Consider the following 18,472-nt stretch of genomic DNA (forward strand, 5'->3'; position numbering starts at 1 on the left):
TAAAAGTTTCCCGGGAAGGGGTTTTGGGCGGCGGGAGGGGGGAAGCGGCTTATGGGGAAGCGGTGGGGGAGGGGTTGGCTAGCGGGGCATTTGGATGTGGTTGGCGGGGCGGGTGCCGGCCGGGGTGCGCACTTCGCCGGAGGTGAGGAGGCGGTAGGCTGTCGCCATCATGGGGGGCAGTTCGGTGTTTTTGGGGCTTTGCACGCTGCCGTCGGAGATGGCGATGGCGCCGCGCTCGCGGTGGATGCTGGTGCTCCAGTGGATGGGGAGATTGCCCCGGCCGAGATCAATGGCGGGCACGCCGGGGTTGGGGTACACGCTGGTGCAGGGGTCGGGCACGCCGCCGCTGAGGTGGCGGTCGCCAGCCACGAGGGTGAGGGCCAGTTGTTCAAAGGAGTCCAGCCCGAGGAAATAGCTCATGGCCTTGCCGCGGTTGGCGGGGTTGGCGAAGCCGAAGGTGTCGGCGGACCAGTCCACGGCCACGGCGGTGGTTTCGGAGTCGCTGGGGCAGACGAGGATTTTGGGGGTGCCGAGTTCGTTGGAGGCGCAGAGCACGTTGCGCCAGATTTCCGCCGCGCGGGGGCCGTAGGTGCCGCCTTCATCGCGGCGGAGAAACCAGGGGTATTTGCCGTCATGATCGAGGGCGAAGAGGCGGAAGGCGAGGCTGACCTGGCGCAGGTTGCTGATGCATTGGACACGCCGCGCGCGCTCGCGGGCGGAGCCGAGCACCGGCAGGAGCAGCGCCAGGAGGATGGCAATGATGGCCACCACCAACAGCAGCTCCACCAGGGTGAAGCCGCGCGGACATTGCAAGCGGCGCCGGTGCATGTGCGATTTAATTTACGCCAGTCCGGGCCGTCTGCCAACCGGGTAATCGCGCAAAAAAACTGACAAATTGCCGGCCGGGCTTATAATGCCGCCGTGCAATTCTGACCGGCATCAAAATCCGAGATCCGATGTCCCTGGCGTTGACGTACGCGCTGGCCGACCAGCATTTTGAGCGCACCAAATCGGTGGGCATTCTCAATGTGTCGCTGGGGCTGTTGCGGGGCCTGCTGCGGCAGGCGGAGGTGGGGCGGTTGACGCTGCTGGCGAATCCTTCCCTGCCCCTGCCCTCGCCGGTGCCGCCGGGGTTTGAGGCGCGGGTTTACAGGATGCCGCTGCGCGGCCGGCTGGGCCGGTTGTGGTGGGATCAGTGGGGCGTGTACACCGCCGCCCGGCGGGCGGGCCACCCCTGGCTGGTGCTGCCGAAGGGTTTTGCGTCTTTTTTGCGGCCCTGCCCGGTGCGGCTGGCGGCGTATGTGCACGACACCATTCCCTTGTATTACCGGGCGCATCATCCCCGGGCTTATCCGCGGGGCGAGGGGTGGTATTTCAGCCGGTGTTTTCGGGCGACGCTGCGGCAGGCGGCGGTCATTTTCACCAACACCGAGTTCACGCGGCAATGTGTGCTGGAGGCGGCGCGGGAGCAGGGGCTGCCGGCGCCGCGGGTGGTGGTGGCGGGGATTGGTTTTGAGGAACCTGCGGCGTCATTGGGGCATGCGGAAAACCGCATTCTCTGCCTGGCGGGGCCGTGGCCGCACAAGCTCACGGCCCAGGCGGTGGACTTTTTGGAGCGCTGGCGGGTGCAGGAGGATTTTCGCGGCTCGCTGGAGGTGGTGGGGCGTCTGCCGCGGGGCGTGGCGCTGCCGTCGGCGGCGGCCTGGCATGGGCATGAGCGGCTGCCGGAGGCGGTGTTTCGGGATTTGCTGCGGCGTTCGCGGATTCTGGTTTATTTCAGTGAGATGGAAGGGTTCGGGATGCCGCCGGTGGAGGCCGTGTTGTCGGGGGTGGTGCCGGTGTACTCGGACATTCCGGCGCATCGGGAGGTGATGGGGCAGGCCGGTTGCGCGTTTGCCAACGGGGATTACGCCGCCTTTGTGCGGGCGATGGAAACCGCGCTGGGGGTGACGCCGGCGCAGGTGGCGGAGTGGCGCACGGCGTTGCTGGCGCGGCATCATTGGGGGGCGGTGATGCAGCGGGTGGTGGCGGCCCTGAGCCGCCCGGCTTGAGCGGCGGCATTGCGGGCCGCGGCTGCGGGCGGCCGGGGCGGCAGGCGGGACTCGACGCGGGGGCAATCCCGGCGTAGGGTGTGGGGGCATGTTTCGACCGTGCATTGATTTGCATGAGGGCAAGGTGAAGCAGATTGTCGGCGGCACGTTGCAGGAGGGCGGCGCCGGCTTGCGGACGAATTTTGTGTCGGAGCGTCCCGCGGCGTGGTACGCGGCATTGTACCGGCAGGACGGGCTGACGGGGGGGCATGTCATTCAACTGGGGCCGGGCAACGAGGCGGCGGCGCGGGAGGCGCTGGCGGCGTATCCGGGGGGCCTGCAACTGGGCGGCGGCGTGAGGGCCGACAACGCGCGGGAGTGGCTGGAGGCGGGGGCCTCGCATGTGATTGTGACCAGTTGGGTGTTTCGGGAGGGCCGGGTGGACGAGGAGCGGCTGGCGGCGCTGGTGGGGGCGGTGGGGCGGGAGCGGCTGGTGCTGGATTTGAGCTGCCGCCGGAAAGCGGATGGCTATTACATCGTCACCGATCGCTGGCAAAAATGGACGCAGGAGCGGCTGGGGCCGGCGTTGTTGGAGCGGCTGGCGCGCTCGTGCGCGGAGTTTTTGGTGCATGCGGTGGACGTGGAAGGTTTGTGCCGGGGGATAGACGAAGAATTGGTGGGGCATTTGAGCCAGTGGTCGCCGCTGCCGGTGACGTATGCCGGCGGCGCGCGGTCGCTGGCGGATTTGGAGCGCGTCACCGAGTTGAGCCGGGGCCGGGTGGATTTGACCATCGGCTCGGCGCTGGACATTTTTGGCGGCACGGGCGTGCGCTACGCCGATTGCGTGGCGTTCAACCGCCGATGGAAGGGAGGGAATCCGACATGAAAAAGAACGGCGCTCCGTCCGGCGGCTCCCGCCCCAATGAGCTGATGCGCCAGCGGTGGCTGGGGTGGACGCTGTTGCTGGCGATGATCGGGCTGGTGGTGGCGGTGGTGGTGAAGAGCCGCTCCCTCAGCCCGTCTCCTCAAACCGCTTCCGGCCAATCCGTTCAGCCGGCGAGCGCGCCCGCCGGCGCGGCCTTGAGTTTCAAAAAGCTGGAAGGGCGCTGGTTGCGGCCGGACGGCGGTTATGTGCTGGAGATCAAGCGGGCGGGGGAGGAGGGGCGGTTGGAGGCGGCGTATTATAATCCGCAACCGATCCAGGTGGCGCGGGCGCAGGCCAGCCGGCTGGGGAGTTATGTGAAGGTGGAGGTGGAATTGCGCGATGTTGGCTACCCCGGCTGTCTGTACACGCTCTTATGGGAGCCGGGGCGGGAGGACATCCTGCGCGGCACTTATTATCAGGCGGCGTTGCGGGAGACGTACGACATTCAGTTTGAGCGGCTGAAGGAGAAACGTTTCAGGCGGGGGAGTAAAAAAAGAGGACCGGCGCGGGGCCGGTCCTCGAAACGTTTTCAGGGGGAGATGCCGCTCCGCATCACGCCACGGTGATGTCCTTGTCCAGGTACACGTCCTGAATGGCGTTGAGGAGCTCCACGCCCTCCTTCATGGGGCGCTGGAAGGCCTTGCGGCCGGAGATGAGGCCCATGCCGCCGGCGCGTTTGTTGATGACGGCGGTCTTGACGGCGGCGGCGAGGTCGCCGGCGCCCTTGGATTCGCCGCCGGAGTTGATGAGGCCGGCGCGGCCCATGTAGCAGTTGACCACCTGGTAGCGGGTGAGGTCAATGGGGTGATCGGTGGTGAGCTTTTCGTACACGAGCTTGTGGGTTTTGCCGTATTTTTCGAGGACGTTGTAGCCGCCGTTGCACTCGGGCAGCTTCTGTTTGATGATGTCGGCCTCGATGGTGACGCCCAGATGATTGGCCTGGGCGGTGAGGTCGGCGGCGACGTGGTAATCTTTGTCCTTCTTGAAGGCATTGTTGCGGAGGTAGCACCAGAGGACGGTGGCCATGCCGAGCTCGTGGGCGCGCTTGAAGGCGATGCTGGTTTCCACGATCTGGCGGGTGGACTCCGGCGAGCCGAAGTAAATGGTGGCCCCGACGGCGCAGGCGCCCATGTTCCAGGCCTGCTCCACCTGGGCAAAATAGACCTGGTCAAATTTGTTGGGATAGGTCATGAGCTCGTTGTGGTTGAGCTTCACCATGAAGGGGATTTTATGGGCGTATTTGCGGGAGCACATGCCGAGCACGCCGAGGGTGGAGGCCACGGCGTTGCAGCCGCCCTCGATGGCGAGCTTGACGATGTTTTCCGGGTCAAAATAGTCCGGGTTGGGCGCGAAGCTGGCGCCGGCGGAGTGCTCGATGCCCTGGTCCACCGGCAGGATGGAGAGGTAGCCGGTGCCGGCGAGGCGGCCGGTGTTGAACATGCGTTGCAGCGCGCACAGCACTTGCGGGTTGCGGTCGGTGGGCGCGAAGATGCGATCCACAAAATCGGGGCCTGGGAGGTGCAGTTTGGATTTGCACACCGTCTTGCATTCGTGTTTGAGCAGGTAATCTGCGTCGCTGCCCAACAGTTCAAGGATTTTCGAGTTCATATTCAATTCCAGTTGGCGTTGTGTTACTCAGGGGCTTTGTCCAGGGAGCCCGAGCGCTCGCACGGCCGTGGGCCACGCGCCCGGCAGGCCCCTAATCGGGCGCAGTCTATACAATTAGAAAGGCTTGAAAACACATTTTTTGTGCATCTTTTTACCTAATTCAAGCGCCTGGCAAGGCCGGCGGAGAGGGAGATTGCATTTGCCTCCGGTTGGTTGTAGGGTGGCCGCGTGCAGCACCCGGAGAGGCAGGCATGAGCATTCCGCGACAACCCGGATGGTGGGGTTTGGGGTGGCTTCTGGCCGCATGGTTGGGCGTCGCCGCCGCCCCGGCGCCTCCCGCCTCCGCGGCGCCCGCCAAATACCTATTTGTGGTAGAAGCTTCCGCCGTCACCGCGCCCTATGCCGAGCGGGTGGCGCTGGTGGTGGCCGATTTGATTGAGCGCGGTTGCGGGGGCCGCATGCAGGGGGGGGATGTGTTCAATATCCTGCCCTTCAACGAGCAGATGGATCCCGTGGGCTACACGCGCAAGGTGTGGGACCCGGCCCAAAGCCGTCCCATCAGCAATCTGGCGTTTCTGTATCTGCAGAAATACAAGTTCGAGAAAAAGCCCCGATGGGATTTGGTGCTGGCTCTGGTGCAGCAGGTGGTGCGGGAGGAGCGGGATCTCAACCTTTATCTGGTGGTGTCCGGCCTCCAGCCCATCCTCGGCACACCTTTTGATGCGGAGATCAACGCCGTTTTGCGCGAGCAGGCGGAATCCTGGCGGACGCGGCGCGGGGTGGGCGTGATTGCGCTGGTGGCAGAGCGGGGCCGCCTGGTGGATTGGGCCGTGGGGGCCGCCGAGCCGCCTGCGCCCGTGCGCCTGCTGGCCCGGATGCCGGAGCCGCCGCCGCCCAAGCTGGTGAGTCCCGCGCCCCCGGCCGTGGCGCAAACCTCAGCCCCGCCTGCGCAAGTGACGAATGTTCAGAAAACGGCCGTCAAGCCACCGCCCAAACCGGTGCCGCCGCCCACGAATACAGTGGCCCAGGTGACACCGCCACCGCCTCCGCCGCCCAAACCGGAATCCGCAAGCCCCCCCAAAGAACAGCCGCCGCCCCAGCCATCGGTGGCAGAACCCAAGCCGCCCGAAGTACCCGAGCCTCCGAAAGTCTCGGTGATTCAAACTTCGGCGCCGGTGGTGCAGAAGCCTGCTCCGGCGCCGCCGCAACCTGTCCCGCCGCCCAAGGTGGAGGAGCCGCCCAGACAGACTCCCAGCATATCGAGCACGGGGGCGGCAGGAGTCGTTTCACCGCCCGCGCCTCCGGCGACGGCACAAACCCAGGCCCTCGTCACGGTGCCACTGCAGATTATCGCGCCGCAAACATCACCGGAAACTGCTTCCGGCCCCGGCGGCGCGTCCACCACGATGACCGCAAAAGTCGAGGGGCCGTCCGGCGCCCCCACCAACGCGCCCCCCCCTGCCCCGCCCGTCCAGACGGTGGCAATGGTGCCGCCGCCTGCGCGCACCCCCTTGGGCCTTTTGGCGGCGGGCGTGGGCCTGCTCGGTTTAGCGGTGTGGCTGGTGATCATCTGGCATCGGCGCACGCGCCCGGCGGCGGCCCCCAGTTTGATCACGCAATCCATGGAACGCGAGCGGCGGAAAACCGGCCCGGAAGCCAATCAAAAGCGCATGGGGCCATAGCGAGGCGGCGTGCCCCCATGCGCAAGAGTTGCGACAGGGAGGTTTGAAGACTGATTGGCGCGCAAGCCGGAGCTCCGGAAGGAAAAGGTGGGCGGTTGGCCAACTTATTCCTTCAACAACCCGGTTTGTTTGGGCGTGAGGAACAGCTTGAGCACGGCCTGCGCTCCCTCCAGCCGCACGACGGCCAGGCCCCCCTTGGGCAGGGAAACAGTTGCCGGCGATTGCACATGCAGCAACCGGGCCAGATGCAGGGAGAGGGAAGGATTGTGCCCCACCATCAAGACCTTGTCGAATCTGGATAACTCCTTGAGCCAGGCCTCGAATTCACGGGTGCTGCATTCATTGAGGAGATGGTCGGTCTTGTGCAGCTTGAGGCCCTTTTTGCCGCGTTGCAACTCCTCCAAAACATATTCCGCCGTCTCCACCGCGCGCACCAGGGGACTGGTGAAGGCCGCGTCCAATTTGATCCCCCGCCCGGCGAGGAATTGACCGATGGCCCGGCTTTGCGCAATGCCTTTCTGGGTCAATGGCCGCCCGGCATCCGGCGTCCCCTCCGCGGCTTCTGCATGACGCAACAGGTAGAGTTTCATAGGAAAATTAAACTCCGGTGATCAGTGGCTGACAAGTGCGGGCGTGTTACATTTTGCGGCAGGTCACGCTGGCGCCGGCCGAGGGGGAAAAGGCACAGGGCCACGCAAGCCATTGTGAATCAATGGGTTGGAGCGCGGCCGCCGGATGTCGTCTTCTGCAACTTTCCACTGGCGGGAGAAGCGCGGGCGTGCCTAAACTGGCTGGCGGTACGGAAAATGCTCCGTATTCGGTTGTTATGGCTGTGGCTGGCAAAGTTGAGACAAAGGCCTCCACCAAACTGCGCATGGTGGAGTGCGGCGGATGTCGCGCCAAGGTGTTTATCAGTGGTCAGTTGGCGCCTTTTGAGACGGTGCCCTGCTCCAAATGCGGGCATCCGGTGATGGTGCCGGTGCGGCTGCGGCAGTTTGAATTGCAAAGCATCATCGGCAGCGGCGGCATGGGCACGGTGTTTCGCGCCCACGACTTGATGCTGGAGCGGCAGGTGGCGGTGAAGTTGATGCGCAAAGAGCTGGTGAATGATCAGGAGGCGTTGCAGAACTTCATTCGCGAGGCGCGCACCTGCGCGGCTCTCAACCACACCAACATCATTCACGTGTACACCTTTGACCAGTATGAGGAGCAATACTACCTGGTCATGGAGCTGGCCGACTGCGGCAGCATGGACCAGCGCATCGAAAAGGAGACGCGCCTGCCCGAGCTGACCATTTTGGACATCGGCATCAAGGTGGCCTCGGCTCTCGACACCGCGCTGAAGCATGGGCTGCTGCATCGGGACATCAAGCCGGGCAACATCTTGTTTAACGCGGAGGGGGAGCCGAAGCTGATTGATTTTGGCCTGGCCGGCAGCGCCGATGTGAATCTGGCCCACGACGGCACCATCTGGGGCACGGTGCGTTATGTGGCGCCGGAAAAAATCCAGCGGCAGGGGGAGACGTTTTTGTCGGACATGTACAGCCTGGGCGCGACGTTGTACCACGGCCTGACGGGCCACGTGCCGTTTGAGGCGGAGACGGATGACGCGATTTTGATGGCGCATGTGAGCATGGAGGCCACCCCGCCCGATCAAGTGGTGCCCGATGTGACGCATCCCACTTCGGAAGCGATCATTCGGATGCTGGCCAAAAGCCCGGTGGATCGTTTTCAGAGTTATGATGAATTGATCATGGCGCTGACGGCGGCGCGGACCAAGCTTCTGTTTGCCAAATACCACACGCCGCACGTGGAGATTTAAGCGGCGGATTGCCCGGGCTTGAATCAGTGCCACCGTCCCATCACGTTGGCGGCCAGCCTGCCCTTCGGACGAATCAAGTTGTGCGCCCGCTTTTTTCCTCCCCCGCCCCGTGCAAGAGCGGCGTAAAAAGGGTGCAATTGCGGCAACTTCAGTACTGGTGCAGAGGTTTGGCATTGAGTTTCATACCAGGTGCGGGTTGAATGGCCGCGCCACGCATGGCCCAGACTGACAACTCCGCCCCTGGCACCACGGCACCAGCATGGCGCTGGCTGTCCCCGGGTTGGTTTGCCCTCTGGCTCCTGGCCGGACTGGGGGTTTGTTTTCCGGGCGTGCTGGGTGGATGGGAGGCATTTTTTTATCGGGATCACGGCGTGCTGGCCTACCCCAGTTTGCATCACCTCAAGGCCAGTCTGGCAGAGGGGGAGTTTCCGCTTTGGAATCCGCTCAGCAACTGCGGGGCGCCCTTTGCGGCGCAATGGGGGCCGATGGTGTATTATCCCGGCCTGTGGCCGTTTCTGGCCCTGCCGCTGCCCCAGGGGCTGGGCTGGTTTTGCCTGGCGCACCTGATTTGGGCAGGGCTGGGGATGTATGTGCTGGCCCGGCAATGGACAGGCCATCCGGTGGCCGCCAGTCTGGCGGGATGGTGGTTTGTTTTCAATGGCGCCACCTTTGCGTGTCTCATGTGGCCCAATTATGTGGCGGCTCTGGCCTGGATGCCATGGGTGTTGTGGAGCGCCGAGCGCGCCTGGCAAGAAGGAGGCCGCTGTACATTGCTGGCTGGCGGTCTGGCGGCGCTGCAGTTGCTCACCGGCGTGCCGGAACTGATTGGCTTGACCTGGCTGGCCGTCCTGCTGCTGGCGGCCCTGGCTCTGCTGGAAGCCTCCGGCAGCAGGGCAAGCATACTGCGGCGCGTGGGGGGGATCATCGCCCTGGCGGCCGGCCTGGCCGCCGTGCAGTTGCTGCCATTCTTTGAGCTGCTGGCCCACTCGCATCGCGCCGCCGGGGGGATCGTCACCAAGTGGACCATGCCCGTCTGGGGGCTGGCGAATTTCATTCTGCCCCTGTTTCATTGTTTTGAAACTCCCGAAGGCATTTTCTACCAGCACGGACAAAACTTTCTTTCCTCTTATTATCCCGGCGTGCTGACCGTCGCGATGGCGGCCTGGGCGGTGATCTGGGCACGCAATCGCCGTGTGGCGGCCCTGGCCGGGCTGGCGGCGCTGGCCTGCTGGCTGGCGATGGGCGATGCCGGGGGGCTGTATGCCCTCTTGAAATGGCTGTTTCCGCCGCTCGAAGTGCTGCGGTTTCCGGTGAAGTTTGTGTTATTGACCACGCTGTTGCTGCCGCTGCTGGCGGCTTTCGCGGTGGCGCGGCTGCCGGCCGAAGGCAGCGCTGCGCGCCCCGTCTGGACGGGGCGGGCGGTGGGCACTTTCATCCTTGTGGCCGCCCTGCTGCTGATCCTGATGGCGATGGCCGCCAAATACCCCATGCAATATGAGCAGCCGGAGGTGGTCCGCAGCAATGCGTGGGGACGCCTGCTGTGGCTGGGGGCCGGGCTGGCGGCGGTGCTTGGCCTGACCCACACCCGTTGGGGACGGCTGGCCGTGCCGGCGTTGATGATGTTGAGCCTGGCCGATTTGCTAAGCCATGCTCCGCGGCAAAATCCCACCCTGCCCCTCCGGCTGGCGGATTTGCCGGTGGGCCTGTTCGAGCCGGGCTTCTGGAAGCTCGCGCAAAAAACCGAACCCCTCCGCTTCGGAGAGGGCCGCATCTTCATCACCGACGAGGCCGAACGCGCCTTGTTGCATGCCCGCACGGGCGACTTGCGCGAGCGCTGGCTGGAACGTCGCACGGCCCAGTGGTCACACCTGAACCTGCTGGAACGCCTGCCCAAGGTGAACGGCTCCTCGACCCTGCAAATCCGCGAGCAGCGGGCCGTGGAAGACTTGTTTTACAAGGTGCATACCAATCAAGCGCCCGCCCCGCTGCTGGATTTTTTGGGGGTGAAATACAATACCGCCCCCGGAGTGGTGAATTACTTCGTCGGCCGCAGCAACGCCCTGCCGCTCATCACCGCCGGTCAGCGTCCGGTGTTTGTGCCCCAGACGAATCTGCTGACGCGACTGGCAGCGGCCGATTTTAATCCGGCGGCCGTGGTGTATTTCCCGGAAGAACTGCGGCCCCAGATTACGGTCACCCAGGCCGCGTCGGTGCAGGTCACGGTGCGTCAAATCCGGGCGCATCGTTTAGCTTGCGAGGTGGAATCCCCCTCCCCGGCGCTGGTGGTGGTGGCCCAGTCCTACTACCCCCGCTGGCGTGCCCAGGTGGATGGGCAAACCGTGCCGCTGTGGCGCGGCAACTACGCCTTCCAGGCACTGGCTGTCCCCCCTGGTAAACATCAGGTCGAGCTCCGCTACGTGGACCGCTGGTTTTACGTGGGGCTAAGCCTGAGCGCCGTGAGCCTCCTCCTTCTTGGATGGCTTTATATGAATTGGGGCAGGCACTCCGCCAGAAACTGAAAGTCGGTTTATTTCCAAGGTCTAATTCCTCAACTGCCTCCGTGCCACAAATTTCATTCGGGGTCAGGAATATTTTAATGTTGGACATGACTTGTTGGCATTCCCAGGGAAAGCGGAGTTGTTTTCAGGAGCATAGGTGAATGCGCCTGGGGCAAATGCTGGGCGGATTTGCGCTGGCGTCGTGGGGATGCATGAGGTACAAACATTATTGCATACGTATGCGTACCATTTTTTCCCCTCTGGGTTTGGCCGGGGCCGTTCTTGGCGTAGGGCTGGGATGGATGCCGCTTGGCGCGGCCACTTTTACCCCGCTGGAGCCGCTTCCGGCGCCGCGGTTGAAGGCCTTTTCGCCGCCTTATCCTGGCGGAGCGCACAATGCCGAAAACCTGTTGGATGGGGTGGAAAAAACGGAATACTCGAGCAATGCCAATGGCACCAACACTTTCGTCGAGTTCGAGTTTCCCGCCCCGGTGCAGTTGGGCGCGTTCCGGCATCTGGATCGCAACGATCCCGCCACGGTGGCGGCCTCCGAGCTGAGTTTGTTTGATGCGCAGGGCCAGTTGTTGCAAACCGTGCCCATTACGCATGTCAACCGGCGGGGCGGTGAAACGGTGGTGACGTTGCCTGCGCCGCAAATGGTCAAGTCCGCACGTTGGAGGATCACCCGCCTGGGGAGCCAATATTCCACGGTGGGCGGGGCCGAGATTACTTTTTATGCCGCCGGCAGGCCCGAGGCGGCGCCCTCGCGGGCGCAACTGTCTGTGCGCGCGCTGCCTTTTCAAAAGCGCGTTGGGGGCCTGCAGCCGGTACGGGTTCAGGTGAATTATCCCTATCTGGAAAGCGCCCGGGCGGTGCTGCGCATTGCCGGCGTCACCAACCTGCCGGTGACCCTGCGGCCGGGGCGGCAGATGGTGGAGCTATCGCTCGCGGCGGCCCGGCAGGAAACCAACCTGCCGGTGGAATTGGTGGTGGAGGGCCAGACAGCGGCCCGGCTGGACTATCGTCACGCGCCGGTGCGGCCGCTGACGGTCTATGTCATGCCGCACTCGCACACGGACATTGGCTACACCGCGCTGCAGACGGAGATCGAGAAGAGGCAGGTGCAAAACTTGATTGATGGCATGGCGCACGCCCGGCGCACGGCCAGCTATCCTGAAGGGGCCCGCTTTGTGTGGAATGTGGAGGTGCTTTGGGCGGCCGACTTGTACCTGCGCCGGCTGGACGAGTCACAACGCCAGGAATTCCTGGCCGCCGTGAAGCGCGGCGAGGTGGCGTTGTGCGGCATGTATCTGAACATGCTCACCGGCGTGTGCCGGCCGGAGGAATTGTTGCGTGTGTTTCGTTTCGCCACGGAGCTGGCGGACAAAACCGGCATCCCGATTGACACCGCGATGATCAGCGACGTGCCCGGCTACACCTGGGGCCTGGTCCCCGCCATGAATCACGCCGGCATCAAGTATTTTTCCACCGCCCCCAATTATTTCGATCGCATCGGCGATATATTGGTGCAGTGGGAGAACAAACCCTTTTACTGGGTCGGCCCGGACGGCCGATCCAAAGTGCTGGTCTGGATTCCGTTTTGGGGCTATGCCATGTCGCATCGCTACCATCAAATGTCCCCGCGGCTGGTGGAGGAGTTTTGCGAGGGACTGGCCCAGCGGAATTATCCGTACGAGATTGCGTACGTGCGCTGGTCAGGGCATGGGGACAATGCGCCGCCGGATCCCTCCATTTGCGATTTCATCCGGGATTGGAATGCGGAGTACGAATGGCCGCGGTTTATCATCTCCTCGGCCAGTGCGGCCTTCCGGGCCATGGAAGCGCGTTACGGCCCGCAAATACCGGAGGCCCGCGGCGAATGGTCGCCGTATTGGGAGGACGGCGTGGGCAGCAGCGCGGCGGAGACGGCGTGGAACCGGGCGAGCGCGGATCGGCTGGCCCAGGCGGAATCGCTCTTTGCGATGTGGGCGCCGTCGGCCTATCCGGCCGCGTCCTTTGGGGATGCCTGGAATTATGTGCTCCTGTATTCGGAGCACACGTGGGGGGCGTGGTGCAGTGTGAGCCAGCCGGAGCATCCTGAAACCATCGGCCAATGGGCGATCAAACAAAATTATGCCCTGCAGGCCGACCGCCGCTCGCGCATTCTTCATGATCAGGCCCTGGCGGCGCGCAGGGGTGAAAGCGTGCCCCATGCGGTGGATTTGATCAACACCCTGAGCTGGCCGCGCACTGAACTCGTGCGGGTGCCCCGCGCCTTGTCGCGGGCCGGTGATCGCGTGGTGGATGACCGGGGGCGGGCCGTGCCTGCGCAACGGTTGCAAGATGACTCCCTGGCCTTTCTGGCCGAAAACGTGCCGCCGCTGGGCACGCGCCGTTACCAGATTCAAGCCGGGCCTCCCGCCGCGCCGCCGCAGGCACTGGCGCGCGCGGAGGGTACGGTGCTGGAAAACCAGCGCCTGCAAATCCGCTTCGATGCCCGGCGCGGCAGCATCGTGGAATTCAAGGTGGCCGGCGCCAGCGCCAACCTCGTCCATGCCGCCGGAGGCGAAGGACTCAACGAATATGTATATTTCCGCGGCTCCAACACCCAGCGGCTGCAGCGGGTGACGAATGTCACCTGGCGGGTGGGTGAACGCGGCCCGCTGGTGGCGTCGCTCATCGCCGAGAGCCGCGCCCCGGGTTGCCGTCTGCTCCGTCAGGAATATGTGTTGAACGCCGGGGCGGATTACGTGGAATGCCGCAACTTTTTGGACAAGGAAAAACTGGAGTCCGCCAGTTATCATGCTGCGGAAGGCAAGGAGAGCGTGAATTTTGCCTTTCCGTTTGCCGTGCCGGGCGGCGAATTGCGGCTGGGGCTGCCGCTGGGGGTGATTCGGCCGCACGCCGATCTGCTGCCCAGCGCCTGTAAAAACTGGTTCAGCGTGGGCCGCTGGGCGGGCATCAACGGCCCCCAGCAGGCGGTGACCTGGGTCACCTTGGACGCGCCGCTGGTGCAGGTGGGCGGTTTGACGGCCAACCTGCTCAACAGCCAGGCCGATCCCAAAGCCTGGCGGCAAACCGTCGAGCCCACGCAGATTCTTTATTCCTGGGCCATGAACAACCATTGGGGCACCAATTACCGCGCCTATCAGGATGGCGCCGCCTGGTTCCGCTTCCTCGTGCGAGTCCATGCGCCCGGCGGCGACGCCGAGGCCGAGCGCTTTGCGGCGAGCGCCAGCTTCCCGCTGGTGGCGGTGCCGGCGCAAGGGCCGGCTTCGTCCAGTTCTCTCTTTCAGGTGGAGCCGGCCGATGTGCATTTGCTGTCGCTTAAACCCAGCGATGACGGCCGGGCCTTGATTGCCCGCCTTTATGGCGCCTCGGGTCAAAACCGGCAGGCCACGCTCCGCTGGGGCAGTTTCCGCCCCGCGCGCGTGACCCTGAGCGACACCAGCGAGAAACCGGGCAGCGCCCTCCAGGACACGGTGCCCGTGCCCGGCTATGGGCTGGTGACCCTGCGGTTGGAACGTTGAGCGGCCCTCCTTCGCTGCCCGTCTTGCCTTTGGCGTGGACGAAAAACGGGGAAGGTTTTATGCTAGGGGGCATGAAGACCACTTGCTTGCTGGCCCTGGCACTTCTGGCCTTGGGCGTTGGGAATCTGGCCGCCGAAAATTGGCCGCGTTTTCGGGGCCCCAATGGACAGGGAATTTCCTCGGAGCGCAACCTCCCGCTAAGCTGGGACGCCACCAACAAAGTCCAATGGAAAACCGCCATCCCCGGCGAAGGCTGGTCGTCCCCCATCGTGTGGAATGACAGCGTGTTTTTGACTGCGGCCCGGGAAGACGGCACGCAATGCCATGTCCTGTGCCTGGATCGGGACTCCGGCAAGGTGCGGTGGGATGTGCGGGTGTTTGAACAGCAGCGCCTGCGCAAAGAGGGCAAGAATTCGTACGCCACGCCCACGCCCTGCACGGATGGGGAGAAGGTGTATGCGGTCTTCAATGATGGCAGCGTGGTGGCGCTGGATTTTCAGGGCAAGGTGGCCTGGACCAACCGCGAGGTGTCGTTTTACAGCCGGCACGGCTTGGGGGCCTCCCCCATCCTGCATGAAGGGCTGCTGATCATGCCCTACGATGGCAGCCAGCGGGTGGATCAGGCCGGCAACTGGCCCAACAACAGCGATTTCGAGCGCACCGGCTGGCAAATCCCCTGGGACAAATCCTTCATCGTGGCCCTGGACACCCGCACCGGCAAACGTGTCTGGACCGCCCGGCGGGGGATGTCGCGCATTGCGCATGTGACGCCCTTCATTTGGAGCGAAGGCGGCCGCGTGGAATTGATCAGTTGCGCCGGGGATTGCATCCAGGGGTTTGATCTGAAAACCGGCGAGCGGCTGTGGACGGTGTACAGTCGCGGGGAGGGCGTCACCCCCAGCCCGGTGTATGGCGAAGGGCTGATCTTCACCTCCTCCGGGTTTGAAGCCACCACCATTCGCACGGTGAAACCCGGCGGGCGCGGCGACGTGACGGCCACGCACATCGCGTGGGAGCAAAAGCGCGGCGCGCCCACGCAATCCTCCCTGCTCTACGTCAAATCGCATTTATACGCAGTGACCGACAACGGCATGTTGACGTGTTACACCGCCGCGACCGGCGAAGTGGTCTATCAGGAACGCCTTCAAGGCGCGTTCAGCGCCTCGCCTGTGTACGCGGATGGGCGCATTTATTTATTGAACGAGTCCGGGGAAACCACGGTGATTGCGCCCGGGCCGGAGTTCAAGGTGCTGGCGCGCAACCGGTTGAACGAAAAGGCACAGGCCTCCATGGCGGTTTCGCAGGGGCGCTTTTTCATTCGCACCGCGCAACATCTGTACTGCATCGCCCCATAGCCCCTCAGCCGGCAGGCGGCTTAATCCTCCGGCGGCGGCAGCTCGCCGCGCTGATAATAACGCAGCACGTCTTCAAACTTGCTGCGCACATTTTCGGGGGCCAGCTTGACGGCTTGCGCCTGGGCGCGGAGGGCGTCCTCCTTGCGGCCTTTGAGAAACAACGCCCGGGCGTAGGTGTCCAGGATGTGGGCATCGCGCCCATAGGCTGCGGCATTGGCCTGCTCGGCAATTTTCAGGATCAAATCGTAATCGGGCTTTTCAAAGTCATCATTCGTGGCCAGCTCCCAGGCCAGCAAATTCAACAGGTGCGGCTCTTCGGGGTATTGTTCGGCCAGCTCGGCGGCCAGGGCCATGGCCTCCTTCATGCGCCCCTCGGTCGTGTAAATTTGAAATTTCACAGCGCCCAGCCCCACGCGGTCCTCCGGCGGCAGCAAGCCGGACATGCGGTTGAGGATCTCATGGGCCTGCTTCCAGTTGTTGTTTTCGCCGGCTGCCTGCAATAGTTTCCACAATTTCTCGAAATCCTCGGCCTGGTTGAACTGGCTGGCATATTGCGCCACGGCCTGCTCCCAAGGATAAGTGCCGTCCAATAATTTGAGCAGCGTCCGCTCCCGCAAGCCCAGCGGATGACCGATCCAGGCAATTCTTCCCTGATGCAGCACAAAGGCCACCGGGACCGCATTGATCTGGGCCGGCTCCAGCCAGGTGGCCGCCAGGATGCCCTTGCGGCGATTATCCAGCGCATCCGCCATGAGCGGCATTTCCACCACCAGCCCCGCCTTTTTGCGCACCGGCTCCCATTCCTCCTGAGGATGCTCCCACACGCGGACCCCCACAAAGGTCACGCCCTGCGGCGCAAACTTCTCGCGCATTCCCTCCAGCCGGGACAAGCCGACAAAGCCGGTGGGTTCCAAGGAAGTCCAAAACAAAACCACGGCGGTGCCATTGGTCAGGGTTTTTTCCGCCAGGCCGCCTTGAAGCCAGCGGCCCGCCACCCAGGGCGGCGCCATGTCTCCCACTTTGAGTTTGACGCTGTCGGCCGCAGGCGGCGCCGGGCAGGGCGGAACCCAGCCCAGCAATAAAGGCAAAACCCATAGCCAAACGCTTGCCCAGGGATGGCGTCCATTTCTCACAGCCCGGCGGGCCCTCCCTTGATCAATGGGTTGAGCATTCAAACCTTGCATGCCACATCCACCCAGAACATACGTCCCCGCCGCCACAAAGCAACCTTGATTGCCCGGATTTTCCACTTTCCCCCCGCCCGGCGGTTACCTTATGGTGAGGGACGGAGCGTTGGTGGATTATGCGCACAAGAATGTTAATTGTCAGCTTCGGATTGATCGCGGCGCTGGGAGCCCTGCCGCTTCCGGCGCAGGATACTACCCTGGCCACGCTGCTGGCCGAGCGCCAGGAGCTGGATGAAAAATACAAGTCGCTCGCCGCCGCCGTGCGGGCCTTGCAGGAAAATCAGGAGGTATTGCAGAAGAAGTTGGATGCCGCCCTGGCCGAGCTGCGCGCCCTGCAGGAACGCAGCAGCCGCACCCCCACCAACTGGGCATCCACGGAAGATTTGCGCCGGCTGGCCGAGCGGCTGGTGGAGCTGGACAAGAGCCGCATCGCCGACAACAAGCTCGTCCTGGATAAAATCGCCGAGCTGGCCAAAACCTTGAAGGCCGCGCCGCCGGCCCCGGCTGCTCCTCCGGCCACTCCCACGCGCAAGCCCGCGCCGGCGAAGGAGGAAAAGGGCTACGAGTACGTGGTGCAATCCGGCGACACGCTCACCCGCATCATTAAGGAATACCGGGATGCCGGCATCAAAGTTTCGCAGAAGGCCATCGAGGAAGCCAACCCCGGCGTGGACTGGAACCGATTGAAAATCGGGCAGAAAATCTGGATCCCCGCGCCCGCAGAATAAGTTGCTGGCGCCCGGCCACGCTGCGGTTCAGGCAGCCCACTCTGCCAGTGGCCGTGATTCTCCAAACGGCGGGAAGCCCTGCGCCGTCATTCCCCCGTGCGCAGCACAGCCCGGAAAAACAGGCCGCCAGCCCATAAAAAAAACCGCCGGATTGAACTCCGGCGGGTGGTGTAAAAGGAGAATGCGAGCGCTTAGCGCTTGGAGTACTGGAAGCGTTTGCGCGCCCCCGGCTGGCCGTATTTCTTGCGCTCCTTCATGCGCGGGTCGCGGGTCAGCAGCCCCTCCTTCTTGAGGGTGGGCCGCAGGGTGGAGTCGAATTGCAACAAGGCCCGGCTGATGCCGTGCCGGATGGCCCCCGCCTGCCCGGTCAGACCGCCGCCGGTGACATTGATGTAGAGGTCAAACTTCGTCAGGCTGTCGGTCACCACCAGCGGCCGGGTGGCATGGAGGCGCTGGTTTTCGGTGACGAAGTAGCTTTCAAAGGGGCGGTTGTTGACCAGGATTTTGCCCGATCCAACTGCCATGCGCACCCGGGCCACGCTCGTCTTGCGGCGGCCGGTGCCTTTGAACTCGATGGGCTTGGTTTCGCTAACGGTGGTGCTCATGTTGCTTCAATGAAATAAAACAGCGGTCTCGAAAAATCAGGCCTCCACCTTCAGGGGTTCGGGTTTCTGCGCGGCATGCGGATGTTGCGGCCCGCGATACACCTTCAACTTGGTCATCAACACGCGGCCCAGACGGTTCTTGGGCACCATGCCCTTGACGGCATGCTCGATGAGCTTCTCCGGGTGCCGCGCCCGCATCTCCGCCACCGTGCGGCGCTTCTCGCCCCCACGCCAGCCGGAGTAGGTCATGTACTGTTTCTGCGTCTCCTTCTTGCCGGTCACACGCACTTTTTCAGCGTTGATGACCACCACGAAGTCGCCCGTATCCAGGTGGGGAGTGAATACCGGCTTGTTCTTGCCGCGCAACAAATTCGCCACCTGGGCCGCCAGACGGCCCAAAACCTTGCCGTCGGCGTCCACCACGTGCCACTTGCGCTCGTTCAAATTCACTTTTGGCAAATATGTTTTCATCGAAACACCCAATCCAAAGAGCGGGAAAACT

Annotated in this window: 15 protein-coding genes; 9 read left to right on the forward strand and 6 right to left on the reverse strand. The window is 63.8% G+C overall.

Annotation, left to right across the window (positions count from 1 at the left end; genetic code table 11):
• Positions 1-78: 78 nt before the first annotated feature.
• The gene (locus N3J91_07580; GenBank protein MCX8156289.1) at positions 79-828 is read right to left on the reverse strand and encodes a DUF1559 domain-containing protein; all 750 of its coding nucleotides are present in this window, start codon (positions 826-828) and stop codon (positions 79-81) included.
• Between the two features lie 128 nt (positions 829-956).
• On the opposite strand from N3J91_07580, the gene N3J91_07585 reads away from it, so the two are divergent.
• The 3 genes from N3J91_07585 to N3J91_07595 all read left to right on the forward strand — a co-directional run bounded on the left by N3J91_07585 (position 957) and on the right by N3J91_07595 (position 3,521).
• Positions 957-2,051: a glycosyltransferase gene (locus N3J91_07585; GenBank protein MCX8156290.1), complete on the forward strand. Its 1,095-nt coding sequence runs from the start codon at positions 957-959 to the stop codon at positions 2,049-2,051.
• Positions 2,052-2,139: 88 nt separating this feature from the next.
• Positions 2,140-2,916, forward strand: a complete 777-nt coding sequence (gene hisA, locus N3J91_07590) for a phosphoribosylformimino-5-aminoimidazole carboxamide ribotide isomerase (GenBank protein MCX8156291.1) — start codon at positions 2,140-2,142, stop codon at positions 2,914-2,916.
• Positions 2,913-3,521, forward strand: a complete 609-nt coding sequence (locus N3J91_07595; GenBank protein ID MCX8156292.1) for a hypothetical protein — start codon at positions 2,913-2,915, stop codon at positions 3,519-3,521. The genes hisA and N3J91_07595 overlap by 4 nt, the downstream gene beginning before the upstream one ends.
• Here N3J91_07595 and N3J91_07600 read toward each other — a convergent pair.
• On the reverse strand, positions 3,508-4,563 hold the full coding sequence (locus N3J91_07600; GenBank protein ID MCX8156293.1) for a class I fructose-bisphosphate aldolase: 1,056 nt from the start codon (positions 4,561-4,563) through the stop codon (positions 3,508-3,510). The genes N3J91_07595 and N3J91_07600 overlap by 14 nt on opposite strands.
• Before the next feature lie 251 nt (positions 4,564-4,814).
• On the opposite strand from N3J91_07600, the gene N3J91_07605 reads away from it, so the two are divergent.
• On the forward strand, positions 4,815-6,245 hold the full coding sequence (locus N3J91_07605) for a hypothetical protein (GenBank protein ID MCX8156294.1): 1,431 nt from the start codon (positions 4,815-4,817) through the stop codon (positions 6,243-6,245).
• Between the two features lie 104 nt (positions 6,246-6,349).
• Here the strand turns inward: N3J91_07605 and sixA are convergent, their stop codons facing one another.
• On the reverse strand, positions 6,350-6,835 hold the full coding sequence (sixA, locus tag N3J91_07610) for a phosphohistidine phosphatase SixA (protein ID MCX8156295.1): 486 nt from the start codon (positions 6,833-6,835) through the stop codon (positions 6,350-6,352).
• A 242-nt stretch (positions 6,836-7,077) separates the two neighbouring features.
• On the opposite strand from sixA, the gene N3J91_07615 reads away from it, so the two are divergent.
• From N3J91_07615 to N3J91_07630, 4 genes are all read left to right on the forward strand, one after another.
• A complete protein-coding gene (locus N3J91_07615) occupies positions 7,078-8,067 on the forward strand; it encodes a serine/threonine protein kinase (protein MCX8156296.1) in 990 nt (329 codons plus the stop codon).
• A gap of 215 nt (positions 8,068-8,282) precedes the next feature.
• The gene (locus N3J91_07620; GenBank protein ID MCX8156297.1) at positions 8,283-10,586 is read left to right on the forward strand and encodes a YfhO family protein; all 2,304 of its coding nucleotides are present in this window, start codon (positions 8,283-8,285) and stop codon (positions 10,584-10,586) included.
• 218 nt (positions 10,587-10,804) lie between these two features.
• Positions 10,805-14,095: a hypothetical protein gene (locus N3J91_07625; GenBank protein ID MCX8156298.1), complete on the forward strand. Its 3,291-nt coding sequence runs from the start codon at positions 10,805-10,807 to the stop codon at positions 14,093-14,095.
• A gap of 71 nt (positions 14,096-14,166) precedes the next feature.
• Entirely contained in the window at positions 14,167-15,450 is a 1,284-nt protein-coding gene (locus N3J91_07630) for a PQQ-binding-like beta-propeller repeat protein (GenBank protein ID MCX8156299.1), read from the forward strand.
• Positions 15,451-15,470: 20 nt separating this feature from the next.
• Here the strand turns inward: N3J91_07630 and N3J91_07635 are convergent, their stop codons facing one another.
• Positions 15,471-16,460 carry a hypothetical protein gene (locus N3J91_07635; GenBank protein ID MCX8156300.1) on the reverse strand — a complete coding sequence of 330 codons (990 nt, stop codon included), beginning with the start codon at positions 16,458-16,460 and terminating at the stop codon, positions 15,471-15,473.
• A 293-nt stretch (positions 16,461-16,753) separates the two neighbouring features.
• Here N3J91_07635 and N3J91_07640 point away from each other — a divergent pair, with 293 nt between their 5' ends.
• Positions 16,754-17,365 carry a LysM peptidoglycan-binding domain-containing protein gene (locus tag N3J91_07640; protein ID MCX8156301.1) on the forward strand — a complete coding sequence of 204 codons (612 nt, stop codon included), beginning with the start codon at positions 16,754-16,756 and terminating at the stop codon, positions 17,363-17,365.
• Between the two features lie 191 nt (positions 17,366-17,556).
• Here N3J91_07640 and rpsI read toward each other — a convergent pair whose 3' ends face one another.
• Together rpsI and rplM are read right to left on the reverse strand one after the other, a co-directional pair.
• Positions 17,557-17,970 carry a 30S ribosomal protein S9 gene (gene rpsI / locus N3J91_07645; protein ID MCX8156302.1) on the reverse strand — a complete coding sequence of 138 codons (414 nt, stop codon included), beginning with the start codon at positions 17,968-17,970 and terminating at the stop codon, positions 17,557-17,559.
• Between the two features lie 36 nt (positions 17,971-18,006).
• A complete protein-coding gene (rplM, locus tag N3J91_07650) occupies positions 18,007-18,441 on the reverse strand; it encodes a 50S ribosomal protein L13 (protein MCX8156303.1) in 435 nt (144 codons plus the stop codon).
• Between the last annotated feature and the right edge of the window lie 31 nt (positions 18,442-18,472).

The sequence above is a fragment of the Verrucomicrobiia bacterium genome (assembly GCA_026414565.1).
Taxonomy (GTDB): Bacteria; Verrucomicrobiota; Verrucomicrobiia; order Limisphaerales; family Fontisphaeraceae; genus Fontisphaera.